At 70.4% G+C, this 23,825-nt stretch carries 3 protein-coding genes; all 3 read right to left on the bottom strand.

Features of this window, described 5'->3' with window-relative positions; genetic code table 11:
• Positions 1 to 4: 4 nt before the first annotated feature.
• The 3 genes from AB8P05_RS19695 to AB8P05_RS19685 all read right to left on the bottom strand — a co-directional run bounded on the left by AB8P05_RS19695 (position 5) and on the right by AB8P05_RS19685 (position 23,446).
• Positions 5 to 19,753: a calcium-binding protein gene (locus AB8P05_RS19695; RefSeq protein WP_472760539.1), complete on the bottom strand. Its 19,749-nt coding sequence runs from the start codon at positions 19,751 to 19,753 to the stop codon at positions 5 to 7.
• Between the two features lie 80 nt (positions 19,754 to 19,833).
• Entirely contained in the window at positions 19,834 to 21,297 is a 1,464-nt protein-coding gene (locus AB8P05_RS19690) for an HlyD family type I secretion periplasmic adaptor subunit (protein WP_472760538.1), read from the bottom strand.
• Positions 21,284 to 23,446, bottom strand: coding sequence for a type I secretion system permease/ATPase (locus AB8P05_RS19685; RefSeq protein ID WP_455174002.1), 2,163 nt, complete (start codon positions 23,444 to 23,446; stop codon positions 21,284 to 21,286). The genes AB8P05_RS19690 and AB8P05_RS19685 overlap by 14 nt, the downstream gene beginning before the upstream one ends.
• Positions 23,447 to 23,825 lie beyond the last annotated feature (379 nt).

The raw sequence follows: 23,825 nt of genomic DNA, 5'->3' as shown, positions 1-23,825 counted from the left end.
GCCGTCAACGCCAGGCGGCGGTGATGGCGGTCTCGATCTGCGGATAGGCATCGGGGTCGATGCTCATGGTGCCGGCCGCCGGCGGAGCGAAGCCCGCCATGGCCTGCACCAGCCGGTCCACCATGGAGTCCAGCAGCACGGACCCGTCGGCCGTCTCGATGCTGTCCATGTGATGCTCGGCCCCGCCGTACCAGCCGGCGATGGTCACCTTGTCCGCCGTGCCGACCACCTGCACCTCCAGGTCGTTGCCCATCTTGGTGAACCACAGCTGGCGGGCGTCGATGCCGGACTCGAACACCAGCCGGTCGTTGCCGATGTCGCTGTCGTTCTCGACGATGCGGTCCCGCCCGTCCCCGCGTCCGAACCGGTAGACGTCGTCGCCCAGCCCGCCGGCCAGCGTGTCGTCCCCCGCCCCGCCGCTCAGCGTGTCGTCGTTGAGGACGGACCTGGACACCACGACGCTGTTGGATCCGAAACCGACGATGTCGGCGCGGCCGTCGCCGTCGACATCGGCCACCTGCCGCGGGTAGGTGCTGTAGTTGCTCCAGCCGCCATAGCCATAGTCGCTGGTGCCCTGGCGAATCCGGCTGAAGGTGCCGTCGGCCTGACCGAACGACACGTAGGCACCGTTGCTGGCGAAACCGACGATGTCCATCCGGCCGTCGCCGTTCACGTCGGCCAGTTCACGGGGATACTGCTCCTGGGTTGTCCAGCCGCCCGCGTTCTTGGTGAAATCGCCGCTGTAGGCGACCGTCATCGGAGCGAAGGTGCCGTCGGCCCGGCCGCGGGCGACGAAGACCCGATCGGCGCTGAAGCCGACGATGTCGGCCATGCCGTCGCCATCGACGTCGCCCAGAAGCCGGGGGTAGTCATTGCCGTTGGTCCAGCCGTAGCCGGTCGTGAAGCTGCCGTTGTAGGCGAGGGTGACGGCCCCGAAGGTCCCGTCCGCCTGCCCCAGGGAGGTCACCACGCCGGTGCTGGAGAAGCCGACGATGTCCGCCCGGCCGTCGCCGTTCACGTCGCCCAGCAGGCGGGGATACTGGCTCATGTTGATCCAGGTCGTGCCCGCGGTCAGATTTCCGCTCAGCGCCGTCTGTGCGGACGCGAAGGTTCCGTCCGCCTGGCCAAGGGCCACCCGCACCACGCTGCTCGCGAAGCCGACGATGTCCATCCGGCCGTCGCCGTTCACGTCGGCCAACTGACGGGGATAGACGTTCTGGCTGTTCCAGCCGCCCTGGGTCGGCGTGAACTCTCCATTGTAGGCGACCTTGACGGGACCGAAGCTGCCGTCCGCCTGCCCCAGGGCGATCTGAACCGACGTGCTGGCGAAGCCGACGATGTCCGCCCTGCCATCGCCGTTCACGTCGCCCAGCATGCGCGGAACATAGTCCTGCGTCGTCCAGGTGACGGAAAAGGCGCCGTTGAACACCGTCTTCATCGTGTCGAACATGTAGGTGCCGCTTCCGGCCCCGGCGTCGCCGACCAGGCTGTCGTTGCCGTCGCCGCCCTCCAGCACATCCCGCCCGGTGCCGCCCACCAGCGTGTCGGCCCCGTCGCCGCCGGCAAGCCGGTCGTCGTCGGCGCCGCCGGACAACACGTCGTTGCCGGCGCCGCCGTCCAGGCTGTCGTCACCGGCCTCGCCCGACAGGCTGTCGCCGGCGTCGCCGCCCTCCAGCGTATCCCGTCCGATGCCGCCCGTCAGCGTATCGACGCCGTCGCCGCCGGCAAGCCGGTCGTCGCCTGCACCGCCGGCGAGCACGTCGTCGCCCGCACCGCCGTCCAGGCTGTCGTCGCCGTCGCCGCCCGACAGGCCGTCGTTGCCGCCGCCGCCCAGCAGGGTGTCGTTGCCCGCCTCGCCATAGGCGACGTCATAGTCGCCGGAGCCGGCCAGGTCGTCCCGGCTGTCCAGCAGGTCGTCGCCGTCGCCGCCATGCAGCTCGTCGCGGCCGGTGCCGCCGATCAGCGTGTCGTTTCCGCCGTAGCCGGCCAGCACATCGTTGCCGCCCCGCCCGTCGATCCGGTCGCCGTTGACATAGCCGAACAGAGCCTCGGCTCCGTCGCCGCCGACCGTTTCCAGCCGCAGCGCGGGGTCGGACAGCAGCACCTCCGTCCCGTCGTGGAAGCGGACGGTCTGCAGATAGTTGGCGCCGTCTCCCCCGCCGTTGAAGCGGTTGGAGATGACCACCTGTTCCGGCCGGTCGCGGAAGCGCAACACCAGATTGTTGTCGAAGCGCGCGATATAGAGCTGGTCGGCCGCGAAGCCTTCGCCGAACAGCAGCGTGTCGTTGCCGCCGCCGCCCAGGATGGTGTCGCGGCCGCCGTCATAGACCACCAGATCGTCGCCGGCGCCGGTGTCGATGGCGTCGTCGCCGGCGCCGCCCGTCAGGGTGTCGTTGCCGGCATCGCCATAGAGGATGTCGTTGCCGTCGCCGCCCGACAGGCGGTCGTCGTCCGCTCCGCCATAGACCGTGTCGTTGCCCAGCCCGCCCGACAGCTCGTCGGCACCGGCATCGCCCTTCAGGTAGTCGTTGTCGGCACCGCCGTCGAGGCTGTCGGCGCCGTCGCCGCCGAACAGGGTGTCGTCGCCTGCACCGCCGTCCATGCTATCGTCGCCGGCACCGCCTTCCATGTAATCGCGTCCGGCGAGCCCTTCGACACGGTCGTTGCCGGCGTCGCCATAGAGGGCGTCGTCGCCGCCGCCGCCGCGCACGGTGTCGTTCCCGTCCTCGCCATAGAGCGTGTCGTGGCTGGTCTCGTCGTCGCTGCTGTCGATCAGGTCGTTGCCGGCACCGCCGCGGACCAGATCGCTGCCCGCCCCGCCATACAAGCTGTCGTCGCCTCCATAGCCGTAGATGGCGTCGTTGCCCCCGCCGCCGCGGATGGTGTCCGACGCGGCATAGCCTTCCAGGGTGCGGGCGGTCGCATCGTCCCAGGTGTCGATGACGAGGGCCGGATCGGTCAGGTCGACGGTGCGTCCGTCGGCGAACAGCAGAGTCTGCAGGTAACTGGCGCCGTTGCCGGCACCGCTGAAGCGGTTGGCGACGACGATCCGGTCGGTCTTGCCATTGAAGCGGACATGCAGGTCGTTGCCGTAACGCTCGAACCGCAGGTCGTCGGCGCTGAAGCCGTCGCCGAAGGACAGCGTATCGTTGCCGCCGCCGCCGGTCACCGTGTCGGCACCGCCCTGGTAGAGCACGAGGTTGTCGCCGGCCCCGGTGACGATCCAGTTGGCGCCGGCACCGCCGGACAGCGTGTCGTTGCCGTCCTCGCCATACAGCGTATCGGCATCGTCGCCGCCGGACAGCATGTCCGCGCCGATCCCGCCACACAGCGTGTCGGCCCCGGCCCCGCCGTCCAGGCTGTCGTCGCCGGCATCGCCGAACAGGTAATCGCCGCCGTCGTCGCCAAGGAGGGTGTCGTTGTCGGCCCCGCCGCGCAGGGTGTCGACGCCCGCCCCGCCGCTCAGGCTGTCCCTGCCGGCATTGCCTTCGACGCTGTCGTTGCCGGCGCCGCCCAGGATCAGGTCCTCACCGTCGCCGCCATAGAGCGCGTCGTTGGCGGCACCGCCATGGAGCGTGTCGTTGCCGCCCTGGCCGTAAGCGGTGTCGCCGCTGGCCGTCTCGTCCCGGCTGTCGATCAGGTCGTTGCCGTCGCCGCCGTACAGGGCGTCGGCGCCGGCCCCGCCATACAGCGTGTCGTCGCCGCCATAACCATAGATGGCGTCGGTGCCGCCGTTGCCGCGGATCACGTCGCCGGCATTGTAGCCTTCCAGCACATGCCCGACATCGCTGTCGCGGGTGGCGATCACCAGATCGGTGCGTGACAGATCCACCGTCCCGCCGTCGGCGAAGCGCAGGGTCTGCACGTAATTCGCCCCCTCGCCATTGCCGTCGAAGCGGTTGGCGACGACGATCCGCTTGGCCAGATCGTCGAAGACCAGGTGCAGATCCTTGCCGAAGCGTTCCAGCCGCAGGCCGGAGGCGGCATAGCCCGCGCCGAAGACCAGCTCGTCGTTGCCGCCGCCGACAACGGTGTCGGCGCCGCCCTCGTAGAGGATGGTGTCGTTGCCGGCACCGCCGTCGATGGCGTTGGCGCCCGCGCCGCCCGACAGCGTGTCGTTGCCGGCACCGCCGTACAGCGTGTCGTTGTCGGCGCCGCCGGACAGGCTGTCGTTGCCATCGCCGCCTTCGAAGTAATCGGCGCCGGCACCGCCCGACAGCGTGTCGTTGCCGGTCCCGCCATACAGCGCGTCGTTGCCGTCCCCGCCGGTCAGAAGGTCGTCGCCGCCATAGCCGTAGAGGGTGTCGTTGCCGCCGCCGCCGTCGATGCTGTCGTTCGCCTTGTAGCCATAGAGGATCTCTGCCGTCGCCTGCCCATAGGTTTCCATCGCGATGGTCTGGGCCGACAGGTCGGCGGTGCTTCCATCCGCGAACCTCACGGTCTGCACGAAGTTCGAACCGTCGCCGTCGCCGCTGAAGCGCCCGGCCAGGACGATGCGGTCGCCGGTGTCGCGGAAGTTCAGGTGCAGGTCGGCACCGATGCGCGAGAGATACATCTGCTCCCGCTTCAGCCCGGCTCCCAGTTCCAGCACGTCGCTGCCGCCGCCGCCGGCGATGCTGTCCACGCCTTCACCGGAGGTGAAGCGGATCAGGTCGTCGCCGGCGCCGCCGTCGATTGTGTCATTGCCGGCACCGCCGTCCAGCGTGTCGTTGCCGGCCTGACCATAGAGATAGTCGGCCCCGGCGGCGCCGTCGATCAGGTCGTTGCCCGCACCGCCATAGACGACGTCGGTGCCGGCACCCCCATAGATCGTGTCGTTGCCGGTACCGCCATAGGATTGGTCATTGATCCCGCCGGCGTTCGGATCATCTCGGTTGTCGATCAGGTCGTCGCCGGCACCGCCATGCATCTCGTCCGACCCGGCACCTCCACGGATGGTATCGTTGCCGGCACCGCCGAGAATGGTGTCGTTGTCGGCGCCACCCGACAGGCTGTCGTCCCCCAGGCCGCCGTTCAGCACGTCGTTGCCAAGCCCGCCGGAAACCGCGTCGTCGCCGGCAGGTTCGCCGGGGGAGGACGCGGGCAGTGCCCCGGCAAGCCCCCAAGTGGAATAGTTCTGTCCGTTGTCCCAAAGCCATCTTGGGGCACCGCCGATCGGCAACCCATTGACCTCGATGCCGGTCACGATCGCGCCACGCACCCAATAGGTTGTAAAGCGCTCATACTCTTCGTGCACGACTTCCAGCGTCAGGTTTGCAGCGGTCGAACGGTCGGTGACCGTCAAGACAAAATCTTGAACATTCCCGTAATATTGTTGGAAATAGCTGTAATACGCTGTCACCCGCGTATCCAAAAGCAGCGTACCATCCAGCCAAACTCGCAAGCGCGGCCAATCATAGGCATAAGGGTTTGCGCCCACTCGCAAGCGGATTGTGATGACCTCATTACCGGTGGTCGATATTTCATCGCCCCACAGGCGGTCTTCACCATTACCCGCGTTAAGATCATCATTGCCGGCACCACCGAAGATCATGTCATTGCCGCCACCGCTGAGGATGGTGTCGTTGCCCGCCTCTCCATAGGCCGCGTCGCCACCGCCCGCCCCGGTGTCGGCTTGGTTGTCCAGAAGGTCGTCGCCTCCGCCGCCATAGAGCGTGTCCTGACCACTGCCACCCGTCAGCGTGTCGTCGCCGTCATAGCCGTAGATCGTGTCGTTGCCGGCCTGCCCGTCGATGGTGTCGCCGACATTGTAGCCTTCCAGCTTCTCGCCTGCCGCGCCGCCGATGGTCTGGATCGCCAGATCCTGGCGGGTCAAATCCTCCCGCGATCCGTCGGCGAACAGCAGGGTCTGCGCATAGGCGGCACCATCGCCGGCACCGTTGAAGCGGTCCTTGACGATGATCTGGTCCGTCCGTCCGGTGAAGCGCACGTAAAGGTCGTTGCCGAAACGGGAGAAATAGAGCGTCGCCTTGTCGAAGGACGGATCCAGTTCGATGACGTCGTTGCCGCCGGTGTTGTAGACGGTGTCCTGGCCGCCATCGAACCGGATGACGTTGTTGCCGGTTCCGCCATACAGCGTGTTGTTTCCGGCGCCGCCGATCAGCGTGTCGTCGCCGGCATCGCCAACGAGCGTGTCGTCCCCCTCGCCGCCGTCAATCATGTCGAAGCCGTCGCCGCCTTCCAGCCGGTCGACACCGTCGCCGCCGATCAGCGTGTCTTTGCCCGCCCCGCCAAAGAGCTGGTCGTTGCCGTCGCCGCCGTCCAGCGTGTCGTCGCCTGCATAGCCGTAGATGCTGTCGTTGCCGCCGACGCCCTGGATCAGGTCGCCGACATTGTAGCCCTCCAGCGTCTCCGACGCGGCGGTCGCCAGCGTTTCCAGCTTCAGCGTCGGGTCGGTCAGATCCACCCGCTGCCCGTCGGCGAACAGCAGGGTCTGGACATAGCTCGCCCCGTCGCCGGCCCCGTTGAAGCGGTTCTTCAGAACGATCTCGTCGGCCGCGCCGCGGAAGCGCAGGTACAGGTCGTTGCCGAAGCGGGCGAAATAGAGGTCTTCCCGCCTCAATGCGGTGCGGATTTCCAGAATGTCGGCGCCGCCCTCGTTGGTGATGGTGTCGCGCCCGCCGTCGTAGCGGATCACGTCGTCGCCGAGGCCGGTCAGGATGGTGTTGGTGCCCGACCCGCCTTCCAGCGTGTCGGCGCCGTCGCCGCCCTGCAGGCTGTCGTTGCCGGCACCGCCCTGCAGGCTGTCGTTCCCGGCGTTGCCCTCCAGCCAATCGTTGCCGGCATTGCCCTCCAACCGGTCGTCTCCGTCGCCGCCGGCGAAGGTCTCGCCCGCATCGCCGCCCAGGATGGTGTCGTTCCCCGCCTCGCCATAGGCGACATTCACCGCGGCACCGGTGCCGACATCGTCCCGGTTGTCGATCAGGTCGTTGCCGGCGCCGCCGTAATACTGGTCTTTACCGGCGCCGCCGATCAGCGTGTCGTCGCCGGCCCCGCCGGTCAGGCTGTCGTTGCCGTCACCGCCCTGAAGCCGGTCGCCGCCATCGTCGCCTTCCAGCCGGTCGTCACCGGTCCCGCCGATCAGCGTGTCGTTGCCCGATCCGCCATAGAGCTGGTCGTTGCCGTCGCCGCCATCCAGCGTGTCGTCGCCGGCATAGCCGTAGATGCTGTCGTTGCCGCCGACGCCCTGGATCAGGTCGCCGACATTGTAGCCCTCCAGCGTCTCCGACGCGGCGGTCGCCAGCGTTTCCAGCTTCAGCGTCGGGTCGGTCAGGTCCACCCGCTGGCCGTCGGCGAACAGCAGGGTCTGGACATAACTCGCCCCGTCGCCGGCCCCGTTGAAGCGGTTCTTCAGCACGATCTCGTCGGCCGCGCCGCGGAAGCGCAGGTACAGATCGTTGCCGAAGCGGGCGAAATAGAGGTCCTCCCGCCTCAATGCGGTGCGGATTTCCAGAACGTCGTTGCCGCCCGCGTTGGTGATGGTGTCGCGCCCGCCGTCGTAGCGGATCACGTCGTCGCCAAGGCCGGTCAGGATGGCGTTGGTGCCCGACCCGCCTTCCAGCGTGTCGGCGCCGTCGCCGCCCTGCAGGTCGTCGTCGCCGGTGCTGCCCTGCAGGCTGTCGTTCCCGGCATCGCCGTACAGCGTGTCGTTGCCGGTATCGCCGGCCAGCCGGTCGGCACCGTCGCCGCCTTCCATATAGTCGTTGCCGGCACCGCCGAGGACCAGGTCGTCGCCCGCGCCGCCATAATGCAGGTCGGCGTCGTCGCCGCCCTCCAGCGTGTCGTTGCCGTCGCCACCCTCCAGCCGGTCGGCCCCGGTGCCGCCGAACAGCCGGTCGTTGCCGGCTCCGCCGTACAGCACATCGTTGCCCGACCCGCCGTCCAGCAGGTCGTCGCCGCCATAGCCGCGGATGGTGTCGGTGCCGCCGAGGCCGCGGATGGTGTCGTCGGCGTTGTATCCCTCAAGGGAGTCGTTGAGATCCGTCGCCACCGTCTCCAGCACCAGGGCCGGATCGGTCAGGTCGGCCTCCTGCCCGTCGGCGAACAGGACGCGCTGCACATAGCTCGTCCCGTCGCCCGCCCCGTTGAAGCGGCCGGTCAGCACCACCTCGTCGCCGCGGTTGCGGAAGCGCAGATACAGGTCGTTGCCGAAGCGGGCGTAATAGAGATCGGCCTTGGTCAACCCACCGCCGATCTCCAGCGTGTCGGCACCGCCTTCGTTGGTGATGGTCTCCCGCCCGCCGTCGAAGCGGATGATGTCGTTGCCGGCCCCGGTGAACAGGGTGTCGGTGCCGCCGCCGCCCTCCAGCGTGTCGTCGCCGTCGCCGGCCAGCAGGCGGTCGTCGCCGTCGCCGCCCTCCAGGAGATCGTTGCCGGCGCCACCGTCCAGCGTATCAGCGCCGCCGTCGCCGTGGAGGATGTCGTTGTCGGCCGCCCCCGACAGGAAGTCGTTGCCGTCGCTGCCCGACAGGACATCGGTTCCCGCATCGCCATAGAGGCTGTCGTTGCCGCCGCCGCCGGACAGCGTGTCGTTGCCGGCATCGCCGTACAGCGCGTCCGCGCCGTCGCCACCCTCCACGCTGTCGTCGCCGCCGCCGGCATAGAGGAAGTCGTTGCCGCTGCCGCCGTCCAGGCTGTCGTTGCCGGCATAGCCGTAGATGGTGTCGTTGCCGCCCTGCCCACGGATGATGTCGCCGACATTGTAGCCTTCCAGCTTTTCGCTGGCGTCGGTCGCCACCGTTTCCAACGCCAGATCCTGCGCCGTGACGGCATAGTCCGTGCCGTCGGCGAAGCGAAGCATCTGCACGAAGCTGGCCCCGTCGCCCGCCCCGCTGAAGCGGCCGGTCAGGACGATCTGCTCCGCCGAACTGCGGAAGCGGATGTAGAGGTCGTTGCCGAAGCGCGCGAAGTAGACGTCGGCGCGGGCGATGCCCGGCCCCATCTCCAGAACGTCGCTGCCGCCCTCGTTCGTGATGGTGTCGCTGCCGCCGCCATAGCGGATCAGGTCGTCGCCGGCCCCGCTGTAGAGCGTGTCGTTGCCGGCGCCACCGGCCAGCGTGTCGTTGCCGTCCTGACCATAGATCACGTCGGCTCCGGCGCCGCCGTCGATGCTGTCGTTGCCGGCCCCGCCTTCTATGCTGTCGCTGCCGCCGCCACCGTCGATGCTGTCGTCTCCGGCGCCGCCGTACAGGAGGTCGTTGCCGCCGCCGCCCAGGATGGTGTCATTGCCGGCATCGCCGAAGGACCGGTCGAAACGGCCGTCGGTGCCGGAATCGCCACGGCTGTCGATCAGGTCGTCGCCGTCGCCGCCGTGCATCTCGTCCCAGCCGGTGTCGCCGATCAGCGTGTCGTTGCCGCCATAGCCGAAGATGGTGTCGTCGCCGCCCCGGCTGTTGATCCAGTCGCCGACATTGTAGCCTTGCAGATATTCGCTGGGGTTGGTCGCATCGGTCTCCAGCGCGATGTCGGTGCGGGTCAGGTCGAAGCTGCTGCCATCGGCGAAGGCCAGCCGCTCCACGAAGCTGGTCCCGTCGCCCGCCATGCTGAAGCGGCCGGTCACCACGATCTCGTCGCTCGGCCGGCCGCGGAAGCGGATGTAGAGGTCGTTGCCGAAGCGCGCGAAATAGATGTCGCCGCGGCCGATGCCGGGGCCGAACTCGATGCGGTCGAAGCCGGCGCCGTCGATGATGTAATCGCGCCCGTCGCCGATGCGGTAGACATAGACGTCGTTGCCGGTGCCGCCGTCCAGCGTGTCGTTGCCGATGCCGCCGATCAGCGTGTCGTTGCCGCCGCCGCCGCTCAGCCGGTCGTCGCCGTCCTGGCCCAGCATCACGTCGTCGGCCGCCGCCCCGGTCAGCAGGTCGCCGCTGCCGCCGCCCAGCACCGCCAGCTCGCCCAGCGGCATCGTCGTGCCGTCGGCGAAGCTCAGCCCGGCCAGCCCGCTGGTGCCGTCGCTGGCCGAGAAGTGGTTGACGATGCGGATCTGCCGCCCGGTGGAGCGGACCTGCACGATCAGGTCGCCGCCGGAGCGCGTCAGCACCACGTCCTTCCAGTCGAGGCCGCTGGGCATGCCCACGATGTCGCCGCTGCCGGGGAACACCATCAGGTCGGTGGCGATGCTGTCGAACCGGAAGACCGACGGCCCGTCGCCGCCGATGAAGACGTTGCCCGCCCCCAGGTTCCACGGCGCCCCGGCCGAGAAGGTGACCTGGTCCAACTGGTTCCGGAAATGGTTGACCACCAGCACGTTGACCGTGCCGTCGGCCGACAGGATGCGCAGGTCGTCATGCTCGCGCACCAGACGCAGGTTGGCCGGCGGAATCCCCGCGGTGAAGGCCAGCCGGTTGTCCTCGCCCGCCGGATGGATCGTCACCGGACCGCTGTTGGACGCCACGCTGTAGCTGTTGTTGCCGCGGCTGCCGATCAGGATGCCGTTGCCGGCGACCGACCAGTTCTGCCCGTCCGCATAGGCGACGGTGGCAAGGCCGGAGCCGCTGCCCGGCACCCCGGTGGGGCCGAAATGGTTGACCGCCACCAGATCGATGCTGCCGTCGTCGGTGAAGATGTGCAGGTTGACGCCGTCCCGCTCCATCCGCACCAGCGCCGGGTCGACGCCGGGCCCGAAGGTCAGCCGGTCGGTGCCGCCGCCGGCGAAGACATATTGCCGGCCCTGGCCGGGAAGGATGGTGAAATCGTCGCTTCCCTGCCGGCCGAACATCACGTTGTCGCCGAAGACGTCCAGCGTAACGCCGCCGCTGAAGGTGATGGCGTCGAGCCCGCGCGACAGCCCATCGGTGGGTGCGGTGAAGTGGTTGACCACGCGCACGACGCGCCCACTGCCGATGAAGACCACGACCAGATCGACGCCGTCCTGCCGCAGGGTGACGTCGCCGGGGGAGACGTCGGGGCCGAAGTCGATCTGGCTGCCGCCGCCGCCGGCATGGATGATCTGGCTGGCCGGACCGGTCTTGCCGATGGTGAAGCGGTCGCCGCCCCCGCCGCCGATCAGCGTGTAGGGAGAGGACAGGTCGAAGGTCCGTCCGTCGGCGAACTCCAATTGGCCGACGCCGCCGAAATAGTTGAGGACGGTCACCACCTGCTGCGTGCGGTCGATGAAGATCTGCAGGTCGGAGCCGGTGCGGATCAGCCGCACCTCCGTGCTGTCGATGTCGCCGAAGACCACGCGGTCGCCGCCCTCGGCATAGATGGTCTTCGACCCGCTGTCCTCGCCGACCAGGAAGACGGTTCCGCCCGGGCCGCCGAACAGCAGCCCGTCGCCGGTCAGCGGCAGGACGGAGCCGTCGGGACGCTTCAGCGATTCCATCGGCGTGCCGGCGAAATGGTTGACGATGGTCAGCGCATCGGCGGTGCCGTCGATGGTGATGCGCAGATTGTCGCCGACGCGCGCCACGCGGATCTTGGACCCGTCCACCGTGTCGACGAAGCGCAGGGTGTCGTCGCCGATGCTGTCGGGATAGACGATGACGTCGCCCATGCCGCGCTGGATCACGAACTCGTCATGGCCGGTGCCGCCGATCAGCACCTTGCCGCCCTGGATGTTCCAGGTGGTGCCGTTGTTGAAGACCAGGTCGCCGATGCCGTTCATGGCGAAATGGTTGACGACGATCATCTCGTTCGGCTGGCCGACGATCGTCAGGTGCAGGTCGTTGCCGACGCGCACGACGCGGGTCTTGCCCGGGTCGGCGTCGATGGACAGATGCTGGCCGGGCGCCCCGGGATAGATGAACATCGGGCCGGCGGGGATCGTTTCCGCCCCGGCGCCGCTGATGAAGACGTTGGTGCCGGCGATCGGCCAGACGACGCCGTTGGGGAAGACGATCTCGGGGATCGTCACCACCCCGCCGGTGGCGAACTGGTTGACGATGGTCATGCTGTCGGTGCCGGCGGTGACGCGCAGGTCGTTGCCGACACGGGTCAGCCGGACGGTGGACGGGTCGATGCCGGGGGCCACCTCGATGCGGTCGCCGCCCTGGCCGCCGCCGCCATGGACCACGACGGTGCCCATGCCGGGCGACAGGACGAAGCGGTCGGCGCCGCCGGTGCCGATGCGGGCGTTGGGTCCGCCGACCGTCCAGATTTTGCCGTCGGAGAAGGCGATGTCGCGCGCCTCGTTGCCCAGGAAGTGGTTCAGGACCTTGACCGAATCGCTGCCGTCGCGCATCACGATCTCGAGATCGTCGCCGACCCGCCGCACCAGCGTGTTCAGGCTGTCGAAGCCGGTGCCCAGCCGGAGGCGGTCGCTGCCGCCGCCGGGGAACAGTGAGACGTGGCCGATGCCGGGTTCGGCGGTGAAGGTGTCGGTGGCGCTGGTGCCGACCATCAGGCCGGCGCCCCAGATGTTCCAGGTGTCGCCGTCGATGAAGCGCAGCGTGTGGACCCCGCCGCTCGCCCCGCCGGAGAAGTGGTTCAGCACGGTCAGCTTGTCCGGCAGCGTGCGCAGGCCGATCACCAGATCGTCGCCCACCCGCTGCATGGTGACGCTCGCCTTGTCGATGCCGGGGCCGATGAGGATCAGGTCGTTGCCGCCGCCGGGCAGGATCGACTTGGCGCCGCCGCCCACCGTCAGGGTGTAGCTGTCGTCGCCGGCCCCGCCGATCAGCATGGCCGGATCGGACAGGTTCCAGAAGCGCCCGCCGGCATAGACGTTCTCCAGCAGCGAGGCGCCCCAGCCGCCGGCGAAATGGTTCAGCACCGTGACCTTGTCCGCCGTCCCCTTCACCGAAATGACCAGATCGTCGCCCTGGCGGGTGAAGCCCAGCGCGGCGGCGCCGATGGCGGCGGCGACGTTCAGCGTGTCGACGCCCTTGCCGGCGAACAGCGTGACGGCGCCGTCGCCCGGCTTGAAGGAGAACACGTCGCCGGTGTCGCCGCCGATGCGGAACCCGGTGCCGGGATCCAGCGGCCACACCGTGCCGTCGGCGAAGGTCAGGCTGCGCAGCACGCCGTTGCCGGCGCCGGTGTCGTTGAAGTGGTTGAGCACCACCACCCGGTCGGTGCTGCCGGCGATCTGGATCACCAGCTTGTCGCCGTCGCGGCGCAGAGCCACCTGCGACGGGGCGATGCCCGCCGCCAGCATCAGCCCGTCGCTGCCGCCGCCGGTCGCCAGCACGCGCTCTCCCAGCCCGGCGCCCAGCTCCACCCGCTCGTCGGCGGCGGTGCCGGCGATCAGGCGGGTGTTGTCGATGGCCCATTCGGTGCCGTCGCCGAAGCGGATCGTCCGGTAGCCGTCCGGATTGCCGTCGAAATGCTGCTTGATCAGCCAGGACGCGCCGGTCCCTTCATAGGACAGGCGCAGGTCGTCGCCCTCGCGGCTCAGCCGCATGCGATCGGGATCGACGGTCGTCGCGAAGGCGATGGTGTCGGCACCGGCGCTGCCGTAGAGCGTCGTCTGCCCGCCATCGAGCCCGAACACCATGCGGTCGTCGCCGCTGCTGCCGATGCGGATGTCGTTGCCGTGCACGCGCCAGCGGGTGCCGTCGGCCAGTTCGATCGCCTCGACCCCGCCGTTGCCGGCGCCGGCCAGCGCCTCGGCCGAGAAATGGTTGAAGAGCAGCAGCGAGCGGTCGGTGCCGGCGATGCGGATCTCCAGGTCGTCGCCCTTGCGCGACAGGCGCAGGTCGTCGGCGGTCACGTCGTCACCGAAGCGGATGACGTTGACGCCGGCATCGGCATGCAGGCTGTGGCTGGCGAATCCCGGCTCGATGGCGACGGTGTCGTCGCCGGTGCTGCCCAGCAGCAGGTCGCCGCCCCACACCGGCCAGACCACGCCGTCGGCGAACTCGATCCGGCGGACGCTGCCGTCCCCCGCACCGGCGGCGCCATTCGGGGCGAAATGGCCCATGATGGTGACGCGGTCGCGGGCATAGCCGTCCTCCCCGGCCGGGCCGCCCTGGGCGTCGAACAGGACGTGGAGGTCGTCGTCGATCCGCACCAGATGCGCGATCTCATGCCGGAAGCCGGCGCCGAACCGCACCGTGTCGTTGCCGCCCTCGCCGAACACGACCACATGGCCGACGCCCGACGGCGCGGTGAGAACGTCGTCCCCCGCCGTGCCGGTGACGACGAGGTCGCCGAACATCCGCACGCCGTCCTGGACATAGACCGTGGTGGCACCGCGGCTGTACAGGTTGTACAGGACGGAGCCGACGGTCTCGGCACCGCCGCGCTTCCAGCCGGATTCCTTGAAGGTCACCAGGTCGTTGCGGTCGCCGGTGACATAGAGCGGCGCGCCGCCGGTGTCGGCGACGATGCCCTGCTCGTTCAGGATCAGGACCTGGCGGCCGGAATGGGTGAGGTCGATCATCTCCAGGCCGTGAACCCCGCCGGCATCGGCGCCGGTCACGACCAGCCGTTCCCCCTCGAAGCGCAGCGTGTCGAAACCGCTGCCGCCGTCCAGGCTGGCGAAGCCGTCGTCCAGCACCCGCAAGGTGTCGTCGCCGGCCCCGCCGGACAGGCTGTCGGCACCGCCGCGGCCGTCCAGGTGGTTGGCGGCGCCGTCGCCGGTCAGGCTGTCGGCATGCCCGGTGCCGATCAGGATCTCCACCCCGTCCAGACGGTCGCCCTCGGCATGGCCGCCGTGGCCGATGCCGGTGGCGAGATTGACCGACACCGCCGCGTCGGAGGCCGAATAGTCGGCGGTGTCGATCCCCGCCCCGCCGCTGAGCGTGTCGGCCCCCGTCCCGCCGACCAGCATGTCGTTGCCGCCGCCGCCGCGCAGACGGTTGGCCCCGCCGTCGCCGGTCAGCCGGTCGTCGGCGGCCGAGCCGGTCAGGTTCTCGATCCCGGTCAGCACGTCGCCCGCGGCATCGCCGCCGGCCGCCGTCCCGTCGGCAAGGCTGACCGTCACCCCCGCCGCCGAACCGGTGTAGTCGGCGGTATCGCTGCCGGCGCCGCCGGTCAGCGTGTCCGCCCCTGCCCCGCCGCGCAGGGTGTTGTCCTGCGCATCGCCGGTCAGCAGGTCGGCGCGGGCGGAGCCGATCAGGTTCTCCACCCCGATCAGCACATCCCCGTCCGCCGTGCCGCCAAGCCCGGTTCCTGCCGCCAGATCGACCGTCACCGCCGCCCCGGACGCCGAGTAGTCGGCGGTGTCGCTGCCGGCGCCGCCGATCAGCGTGTCTGCCCCGGCCCCGCCGACCAGCGTGTCGTTGCCGCCCGCCCCGTCCAGGACGTTGGCGCCGCCGTCGCCGGTCAGCCGGTCGCCGAAGGCGGAGCCGGTCAGGTTCTCAATGCCGCTCAGCCGGTCGCCCTGGGCGTCGCCGCCCGAACCGGTGCCGCTCGACAGGCTGACGGTCACCGCGGCGGCCGAGGCCAGATACTCCGCCGTGTCGATGCCGTCGCCGCCGATCAGCGTGTCCGCCCCGCCAAGCCCAACGAGCGTGTCGTTGCCGCCGCGGCCGTCGAGCCGGTTGGCGTTCGCATCGCCGGTCAGCCGGTCGTCATGGTCGGAACCGGACAGGTTCTCGATGCCGGTCAGCACATCGCCTTCGGCGTCGCCGCCCGAACCGGTGCCGCTGGTCAGGTTCACGTCGACGCCGCCGGCCGAGGCCGCATAATCGGCGCTGTCAGTGCCGTCGCCGCCGATCAGCGCATCCGCCCCGGCTCCGCCGGACAGCCAGTCGTCGCCGCCGCCGCCGTCCAGCCGGTTGCCGCCCGCATCGCCCGACAGCAGGTCGCCATGGGCCGAGCCGGTGACGTTCTCGATCCCCGACAGCAGGTCGCCTTCGGCGTCGCCGCCGGTGCCCGCCGCCAGATCGACGGTGACGCCCGCACCCGACGCAGCGTAGTCGGCGGTGTCCGTGCCGTCGCCGCCGACCAGCGTGTCCGCCCCGCCCAGCCCGGCCAGCGTGTCGTCGCCCGCCCCGCCGTCCAGCAGGTTCCCGCCGCCCTCGCCGGTCAGCCGGTCGTCATGGGCGGAGCCGGTGACGTTCTCGATCCCCGACAGCAGGTCACCCTCGGCGTCGCCGCCCAGGCCGGTGCCGGCCGCCAGATCGACCGTCACGCCCGCGGCGGAGGCCGAATACTCGGCAAGGTCGGTGCCGTCGCCGCCGACCAGCGTGTCGGCGCCGTCCAGCCCGGCCAGAATGTCGTCGCCCGCGCCGCCGTCGAGGAGGTTGGCCGCGGCGTCGCCGGTCAGCCGGTCGCCGAAGGCACTTCCGGTCAGGTTCTCGATGCCGGTCAGCACGTCGCCCTCGGCGTCGCCGCCGGTCCCGCTGCCGCTGGTCAGGTCTACGGACACGCCGCCGGCCGACACCGAATAGTCGGCAAGGTCGATGCCGTCGCCGCCGATCAGCGTATCGGCGTCGCCCAGCCCGATCAGCGTGTCGTCGCCGCCGCGGCCGTCCAGCAGGTTGCCGCCCGCATCGCCGACCAGAAGGTCGTCGTGATCGGAACCGGTCAGATTCTCGATGCCGGTCAGCAGGTCGCCTTCGGCATCGCCGCCGGCCGCCGTTCCCGCCGCCAGATCGACGGACACCCCGCCGGCCGATGCCGAGTAGTCGGCGGTGTCCGTCCCATCGCCACCGGTCAGCGTATCGGCACCACCGGCGCCCGCCAGCGTGTCGTCGCCCGCCCCGCCGTCCAGCAGGTTGGCGCCCCCGTCGCCGGTCAGCCGGTCGTCATGGTCGGAGCCGGTCAGGTTCTCGATCCCCGACAGCACGTCGCCCTCGGCGTCGCCGCCCAGGCCGGTGCCCGCCGCCAGATCGACGGCTACGCCGCCGGCCGATGCCGAGTAGTCGGCGGTGTCGGTCCCCTCGCCGCCGGTCAGCGTGTCGGCGCCGCCGGCCCCGGCCAGCAGGTCGTCGCCCGCGCCGCCGTCCAGGACGTTGGCGCCGCCGTCTCCGGTCAGTTGGTCGCCATGAGCCGATCCGATCAGGTTTTCGACGCCGGCCAGCCGGTCGCCCTCGGCATCGCCGCCGGCCCCGGTGCCGGACGCCAGATCGACCGTCACGCCCGCGCCGGACGCCGCATAGGTGGCGGTGTCGATGCCGTCGCCGCCGTCGATCAGGTCGGCACCGTTGCCGCCGTCCAGCAGATCGTCGCCGGCCCCGCCCGACAGGTTGTCGTCGCCGGCCCCGCCGGCCAGGCTGTTGTCGCCGCCGTCGCCGGCAAGCGTGTCGGCCCCGGCGCCGGCCAGGATCATCTCGATGCCGGAGACATGGTCGGCCATCCAGCCGCCATGGCGAACCTCGCCGCTTTGCAGGTCGATTGAGATCGCGCCGGTCTCCGCCGAATAGTCGGCGATATCGATGCCGTCGCCGCCGATCAGCACGTCGTTGCCGCCGCCGCCCTTCAGCACGTCGTTGCCGGCACCGCCCAGCAGGGTGTCGGCGCCCAGACCGCCGACCAGCGTGTCGTCGCCGTCGCCGCCGTCCAGGTTATCGCCGCTGTAGTCGGCGCCCACCGTCAGCCGGTCATTGCCGGCGCCGCCGATCAGGGTGTCGCTGCCGAGGCCGCCGTCCAGCGTATCGTCGCCTGCCCCGCCGTCGAAGCGGTCGTCGCTCCACACGCCGTCGCCGTCCGTCACCAGATCGTTGCCGTCGCCGGCAGTAACCACGTCCCGGCCGCCGCCGCCGACGATGGTGTCGTCACCGCTGCCGCCCTCGATGCTGTCGTCGTTCTCGCCGCCGTCGATCCGGTCGTCGCCGGCCCCGCCGCGGATGCTGTCGGCCCCGATGCCGCCGAGGATGAGGTCGTTGCCGCTGCCGCCGTCCAGCGTGTCGCCCACGTCGCCGCCCAGCAGCGTGTCGTTGCCGCTGCCGCCATAGAGGCGGTTGGCGTCGGTGCCGCCGTCCATCAGGTCGTCGCCCATCCCGCCGAGGAGCAGGTCGGCGCCGCTGCCGCCGAACAGGCTGTCGTTGCCGGTGCCGCCGTCCAGCGTGTCGTCCTCGCTGCCGCCGTCCAGCAGGTCGGCGCCGCTGCCGCCGAACAGCCGGTCGCTCTGCGAGCCGCCGCGCAGCGTGTCGGCGCCCGACCCGCCGCGCAGGGTATCCTCGCCCCAGTCGCCGCTCAGCAGGTCGTCGCCCGCCCCGCCCAGCAGCGTGCCGCCGCCACCGCCGCTGCCCAGCGTGTCGTTCCCGGCCCCGCCGTCCAGCGTCTCCGCCCGCCAGTCGCCCGTCACGGCGTCGTTGCCGCCGGTCGGCACCTCCGCCGCCTCCAGCGCTTGCTCCTCGGCCGGCGACAGCCCGTCGACGTCGGCGGCGCCGTCGTTGCGGGCCGCGGTCACGCCGATGTGGAAGACCCGGTCGGTGCTGAGCCCTCCGGCATCGGTGACGCGGACGGTCACCGCATGGGCGGGAGCCTGCGCATAGTCGAGTTCGGCCCCGGCGGCGACGGACAGAACCCCGGTCGCCGCGTCGATCACGAAGCGCCCGCCGGCATCGTCGGCAAGGCTGTAGGTCAGCGCGTCGCCGTCGGGATCGCTGCCCCCGGCGGTGCCGACGACGGTCCCGGCCGCCGCCTGCTCGGCGACGGCGGCACCTTCCAGCGTCACGGCGGACGGGGCGTCGTTGACGCCGGCCAGCGTGACGGTGACGGTCTGGGAGGTCACCCCGCCCCGGCCGTCGGACACGTCGATGCGGAAGCTGTCGGTGCCGGCATAGTCGGCATCGGGCCGGTAGGTGAAGCGGCCGTCGGCCTCCAGCACCAGCCGGCCATGGGCCGGCCCGGCGCCGACGCCGTAGGACAGCGCGTCGCCGTCGGGATCGACCGCGCCGACCGACCCGGCGACCGGCATGTCCTCCGTCCCGGCCAGCGCCTGGTCGGCGGCGACCGGCGCCCGGTTGGGGGCCGCGACGACCATCCCGGCCAGATCGGCGACCGCCACCGGCCGGCCGTCCACCGTCACCTCCAGCGCGTTCCAGTTGTTGGCGGCCACGCGGATGGCCTGACCGGTGAAGACCTGTCCGTCGTCGCCGTGGCGCCGGATGAAGTCCGCCAGTTGGACGAGATCGGCCGCGACGGCGGCGGTCACCTGGCCGGCGGTCAGCGCCACGCGCAGCCGGTCGTAGCCGGCCCCGCCGTCGAGCGTGTCGTTGCCCGCCTGATCCGACAGCACATGGTCCAGCACATCGTCGCCGCCGCCGGCGCGGACCAGATCGGTCCCGGCGCCGTCGGACAGACGGTCGGCCCCCATCCCGCCGACCAGCGTGTCGTCGCCGTCGCCGCCGTCCAAGGAATCGCCGCTGTAATCGTCGCCCACCGTCAGCCGGTCGTTGCCGGCGCCGCCGATCAGCGTGTCGCTGCCCAGGCCGCCGTCGAGCGTGTCGTTGCCGGCCCCGCCGTCGAAGCGGTCGTCGCTCCACACCCAGGCGCCGTCCGTCACCAGATCGTCGCCGTCGCCGGCGGTCACCACGTCCCGGCCGCCGCCGCCGAGGATGGTGTCGTTGCCGCTGCCGCCGTCGATGGTGTCGTCGTTCTCCCCGCCGTCGATGCTGTCGGCCCCGTCGCCGCCGGAGATCAGGTCGTTGCCCGTCCCGGCGGAGATCGCGTCGTTGCCGGCCCCGCCGTCCAGCGTGTCGTTGTTGCTGCCGCCCAGCAGCGTGTCGTTGCCGGCTCCGCCGCGCAGGGCGTTGTTTCCCGTCCCGCCGTCCAGCCGGTCGTCGCCGTCGCCTCCGTCCAGCCAATCGTTGCCGTCGCCGCCCAGCAGCGTGTCGTTTCCGGCCCCGCCGCTCAGCGTGTCGGCGCGCCAGTCGCCGGTCAGCAGATCGTCGCCGTCGGTGGTCACGGTGCTGGTCATGGGCTTGTCCTCCGGAAATGTCGGCCCGGTTGCTTCGGGGCCTTGCGGGTTCGGATTCGGGGTCGGGAAAGGTTCGGGACTCAGCGCTCGCGCATCGCGTCGTGGACGTGGGCGAGCACCGGGGAAAGCAGGTAATCGAGGATTCGGCGGCGGCCGGTCTTCACCTCCGCCGTCACCGCCATGCCGGGAGCCAGCGCGATGTCCTCGCCGGTCTCGCCGCGGATGGCGGTGCGCTCCAGCGCGATGCGCGCCGAGAATTTCGGGCCGTCGCGGTCGGCCGCCGTCACCGGTTCGGCCGCCCCGGTGCGTGCCGCCGCCCCGTCCGGCGGCAGGATCACGTCGTGCGAAACCGCCGCGACCGTGCCGGGCAGCAGCCCGTAGCGGGTGAAGGGAAAGGCGTCGACCTTGATTTCCGCCGGCATGCCGGGATGGAGGAAGCCGATGTCCTTATTCTCCACCTGCACCTCGACGACCAGGGTGCGGTTGGCCGGGACGATCACCATCAGCGGCTCCGCCGCCGTGACCACCCCGCCGACCGTATGGACGGAAAGCTGCTGGATCACCCCGCCGACCGGCGCGGTCAGAAGCTGGCGCTCCCGCCGCCGCGCCGCCTTGGTCAGTTCCTGGCGCAGGGCGGCGGCGCGCTTTTCGGCGTCGGCGAGGTCGGTCATCGCCCTGCCGTCGAACTCCGCGATCACCCGCCGCCGTTCGTCGGCCAGCCCCTTCAGGGCGGCCTCGGCCTCGGCCTCGCGGTTCTTCGCGGCGACGGCGCCGTATTCGACCTCGGCAAGCTCCTTCTCCAGCTCCAGCAGGTCGAAGCGCGGGCTGTAGCCCCGCTGGGACAGGTTCCGCTTGGCCTGCACCTGTTCGCGGATCAGCGGCAGGGTGGCGCCCAGCCGCGCCTTCTCCGCGGCCAGAGCCGCGATCTCCGCCCGGCGCTGGCGCTCCTGGCTGCCGATGGCGTCGAACGTCGCGTCGCGGGCGGTCAGCTGGTTGACGAGGATCGAGCGCTGCAGCGCCACCAGGGCGGCGTCGGCGGCGGGCGGCGGATCGAAGCTGCGCCGGCCGGCCAGTGCGGCGCGCAGGCGGGCCGCCTCGGTCTCCGCCACCGCCAGTTCCCATTCGGCGCGCCCGGCGTCGGCGGCGCTGTCGGTGGGGTCGAGTTCCAGCAGGACCGCCCCCTGCTCCACCTGCTGCCCTTCGGTGACGCGGATGGCGCGGACGATGCCCGGCTCCAGCGTCTGCACCAGCTTGTTGCGGTCGCTGGGGATGATGCGCCCGCGGGTGACGGCGGTGATGTCGATGTGGCCGATCCAGGCCCAGGCGACGGCGGCGACGGCGAAGGCGACGATCAGCAGCGACACCGCCCTGGCGAAAGGCGAGGGCGGCGTGTCGATCGCCTCCAGCGCCGCCGGCAGGAATTCCAGCTCGTGCCCGCGGCGGGGGCGGATGCGCGGCGGCGGGTTAGGCGGCGGCGCGACGGGAGCGGCCGCCACTTCCGGCGCCGCGATCACGGGTTCGGTCGCGGCCTCAGGCGACGCCATGATCGGCCTCCGTATGTCCGCCCGCCTGCATCCGCCACAGCGCCGCATAGCGCCCGCCGAGCCGGATCAGCTCGTCATGGGTGCCCTGCTCGGCGATCCGCCCCTCCTCCACCGTGACGATGCGGTCGCAGCCGCGCACGGTGGACAGCCGGTGGGCGACGATCAGAACGGTGCGGTTGTCGCAGATGCGGCGCATGTTGGCCTGGATCGCCGCTTCGCTCTCGACGTCGAGCGCGCTGGTCGCCTCGTCGAAGATCAGGATGCGCGGGTCGGTGGCCAGCGCGCGGGCAATGGCGATGCGCTGGCGCTGGCCGCCCGACAGGCTGGCGCCGCGCTCGCCGATCACCGTGTCGTAGCCTTCCGGCAGGCCCAGGATGAAGCGGTCCGCCCCGGCCAGCCGCGCCGCCTCGACGATCCGCTCCATCGGCATGCCGGGATCGGCCAGCGCGATGTTGTCGCGGATGGAGCGGTTGAACAGCACATTCTCCTGCAGGACCACACCGATCTGGCGCCGCAGCCACGCCACGTCCACCAGCGACAGGTCGACGTCGTCGACAAGCACCCGGCCGGTTTCGGGCACATAGAGCCGCTGCACCAGCTTGGTCAGCGTGCTTTTCCCCGATCCGGACGAGCCGACGATGCCGACCGTCTCCCCCGCCTCCACCGTCAGGTCGATGCCCTGCAGGGTGGGCGAGGAGTCGGGGCGATAGCGGAAGCCCACCCGGTCGAAGCGGATGCGGCCGCGGATGGCGGGCAGCGGCAGCCGGCCGGGCTTCGCCGCCGGTTCCGGCGTGGTGTTGAGGATGTCGGCCAGCCGTTCGACCGAGACGCGCGCCTGCTGGAAATCGTTCCACAGCTGGGCCAGCCGCAGTACCGGCGACGACACCCGCCCCGCCAGCATGTTCACGGCGACCAGGGCGCCGATGGTCAGGGCGCCGGCGATCACCTCCTGCGCGCCGACATAGAGCAGGGCCGCCAGGGTCAGCTTGCTGACGAGCTGCACGGCCTGGCCAGCGACCACGCCCAAGGTGGTCGCCCGGAAGGCGGCGCCGACATAGGCGGCCAGCCTCTCCTCCCAATGGCGGCGCATCTCCGGTTCCACCGCCATCGCCTTCAGCGTCTCGACGCCGGAAATGCTCTCGACCAGGAATGCCTGGTTCTCCGCCCCCAGGGCGAATTTCGCCTCCAGCCGCCGGCGCAGGATCGGGGTGACGGCAAGGCTGATCGCGACATAGACCGGCAGCGACGCCAGAACGATGCCGGTCAGCGCCGGGCTGTACCACCACATCACCGCCAGGAAGACGACGGTGAAGACCAGATCGATGACCAGCGTCAGCGCCGATCCGGTGAGGAAGTCGCGGATTCGGTCCAGCTCGCGCACCCGCGCCACATTGTCGCCGACCCGGCGCGCCTGGAAATAGGGCAGCGGCAGCGCCAGCAGATGGTCGAACAGCCGCGCGCCCAGCGTCACGTCGACGCGGCTGGCGGTGTGCGAGAACAGATAGCTGCGCAACCCGCCCAGCACCGTCTCGAACAGCGACACCACGACGAGGCCGATGACCAGGATGTCCAGAGTGGTCAGGCTGCGGTGGGCCAGCACCTTGTCGACGACGACCTGGAAGAACAGCGGGCTGATCAGCCCGAACACCTGCAGCATGAAGGAGGCGAGCAGGATTTCCGAGAACAGGCGCCGGTATTTCAGCAGGGCCGGCACGAACCAGCCGATGCCGAAGCGCACCTGCGCCAGATCCAGCCCGGCCCGCCGGGCCATCAGAACCAGTTCGCCCGACCATGCCGGTTCGACCACCGCCCGCGGCAGCGCCAGCGGCTTCGTTTCCAGCGGGTCCTGGATCAGCACGCGGTCGCCGTCGATCTTGGCGATGATGAAGTAACGCCCGTCGCGCCGCCGGGCGATCGCCGGCAGCGGCGTGGCGGCCAGCCGGTCCCAGCGGGTGGTGACGGAGCGCGCCTTCAGGCCGAAGCGCTTCGCCGCGCGCAGGATGTCCAGCGTCTCCATCGCCCGGCCGCGGGCAGCCTGGTCATGACGCAGCTGCTCCGGATCGGCGGGATGGCCCAAGAGGCGCAGCATGAAGGTCAGGCATGACAGTCCGGTATCCGGAATCACGCTGTCTTCCACCAGACGTGGCATGCCTCAGTTCCTGGACTGCATCGCGGGACCATGCTTGCGTCTGTGGACGCGCCGTCCGCGGAAGACAGCCGATAGGCTGCTGTTCCGCCACACGGCAGACCGGCGCGTGCATGCTTCCGATAGACGGTCACAATGCGGGAGTTGTTATAAAATTCCACTACCCAGATAACAGAGACGATTTCTCGAAATCAACTTAAATTGTGTTTGCGACACAAACATCCACCTAAGATGATATTCCCTTAATGCTACTAAGCTAATTTTTGTAAAATTCGATGTGACCGGACGGGCGGTGCAAATCCACGTGAGGGAGAAAGGTCGGTGGATGCAGCCGCCATCGATGCGTCCAGGCGCCCGGAAGGTCCGGACGCAGCGCTTTGTT

Source organism: Azospirillum sp. VT-I1, from assembly GCF_055698305.1.
This window is presented reverse-complemented; position numbering and strand designations above follow the sequence as displayed.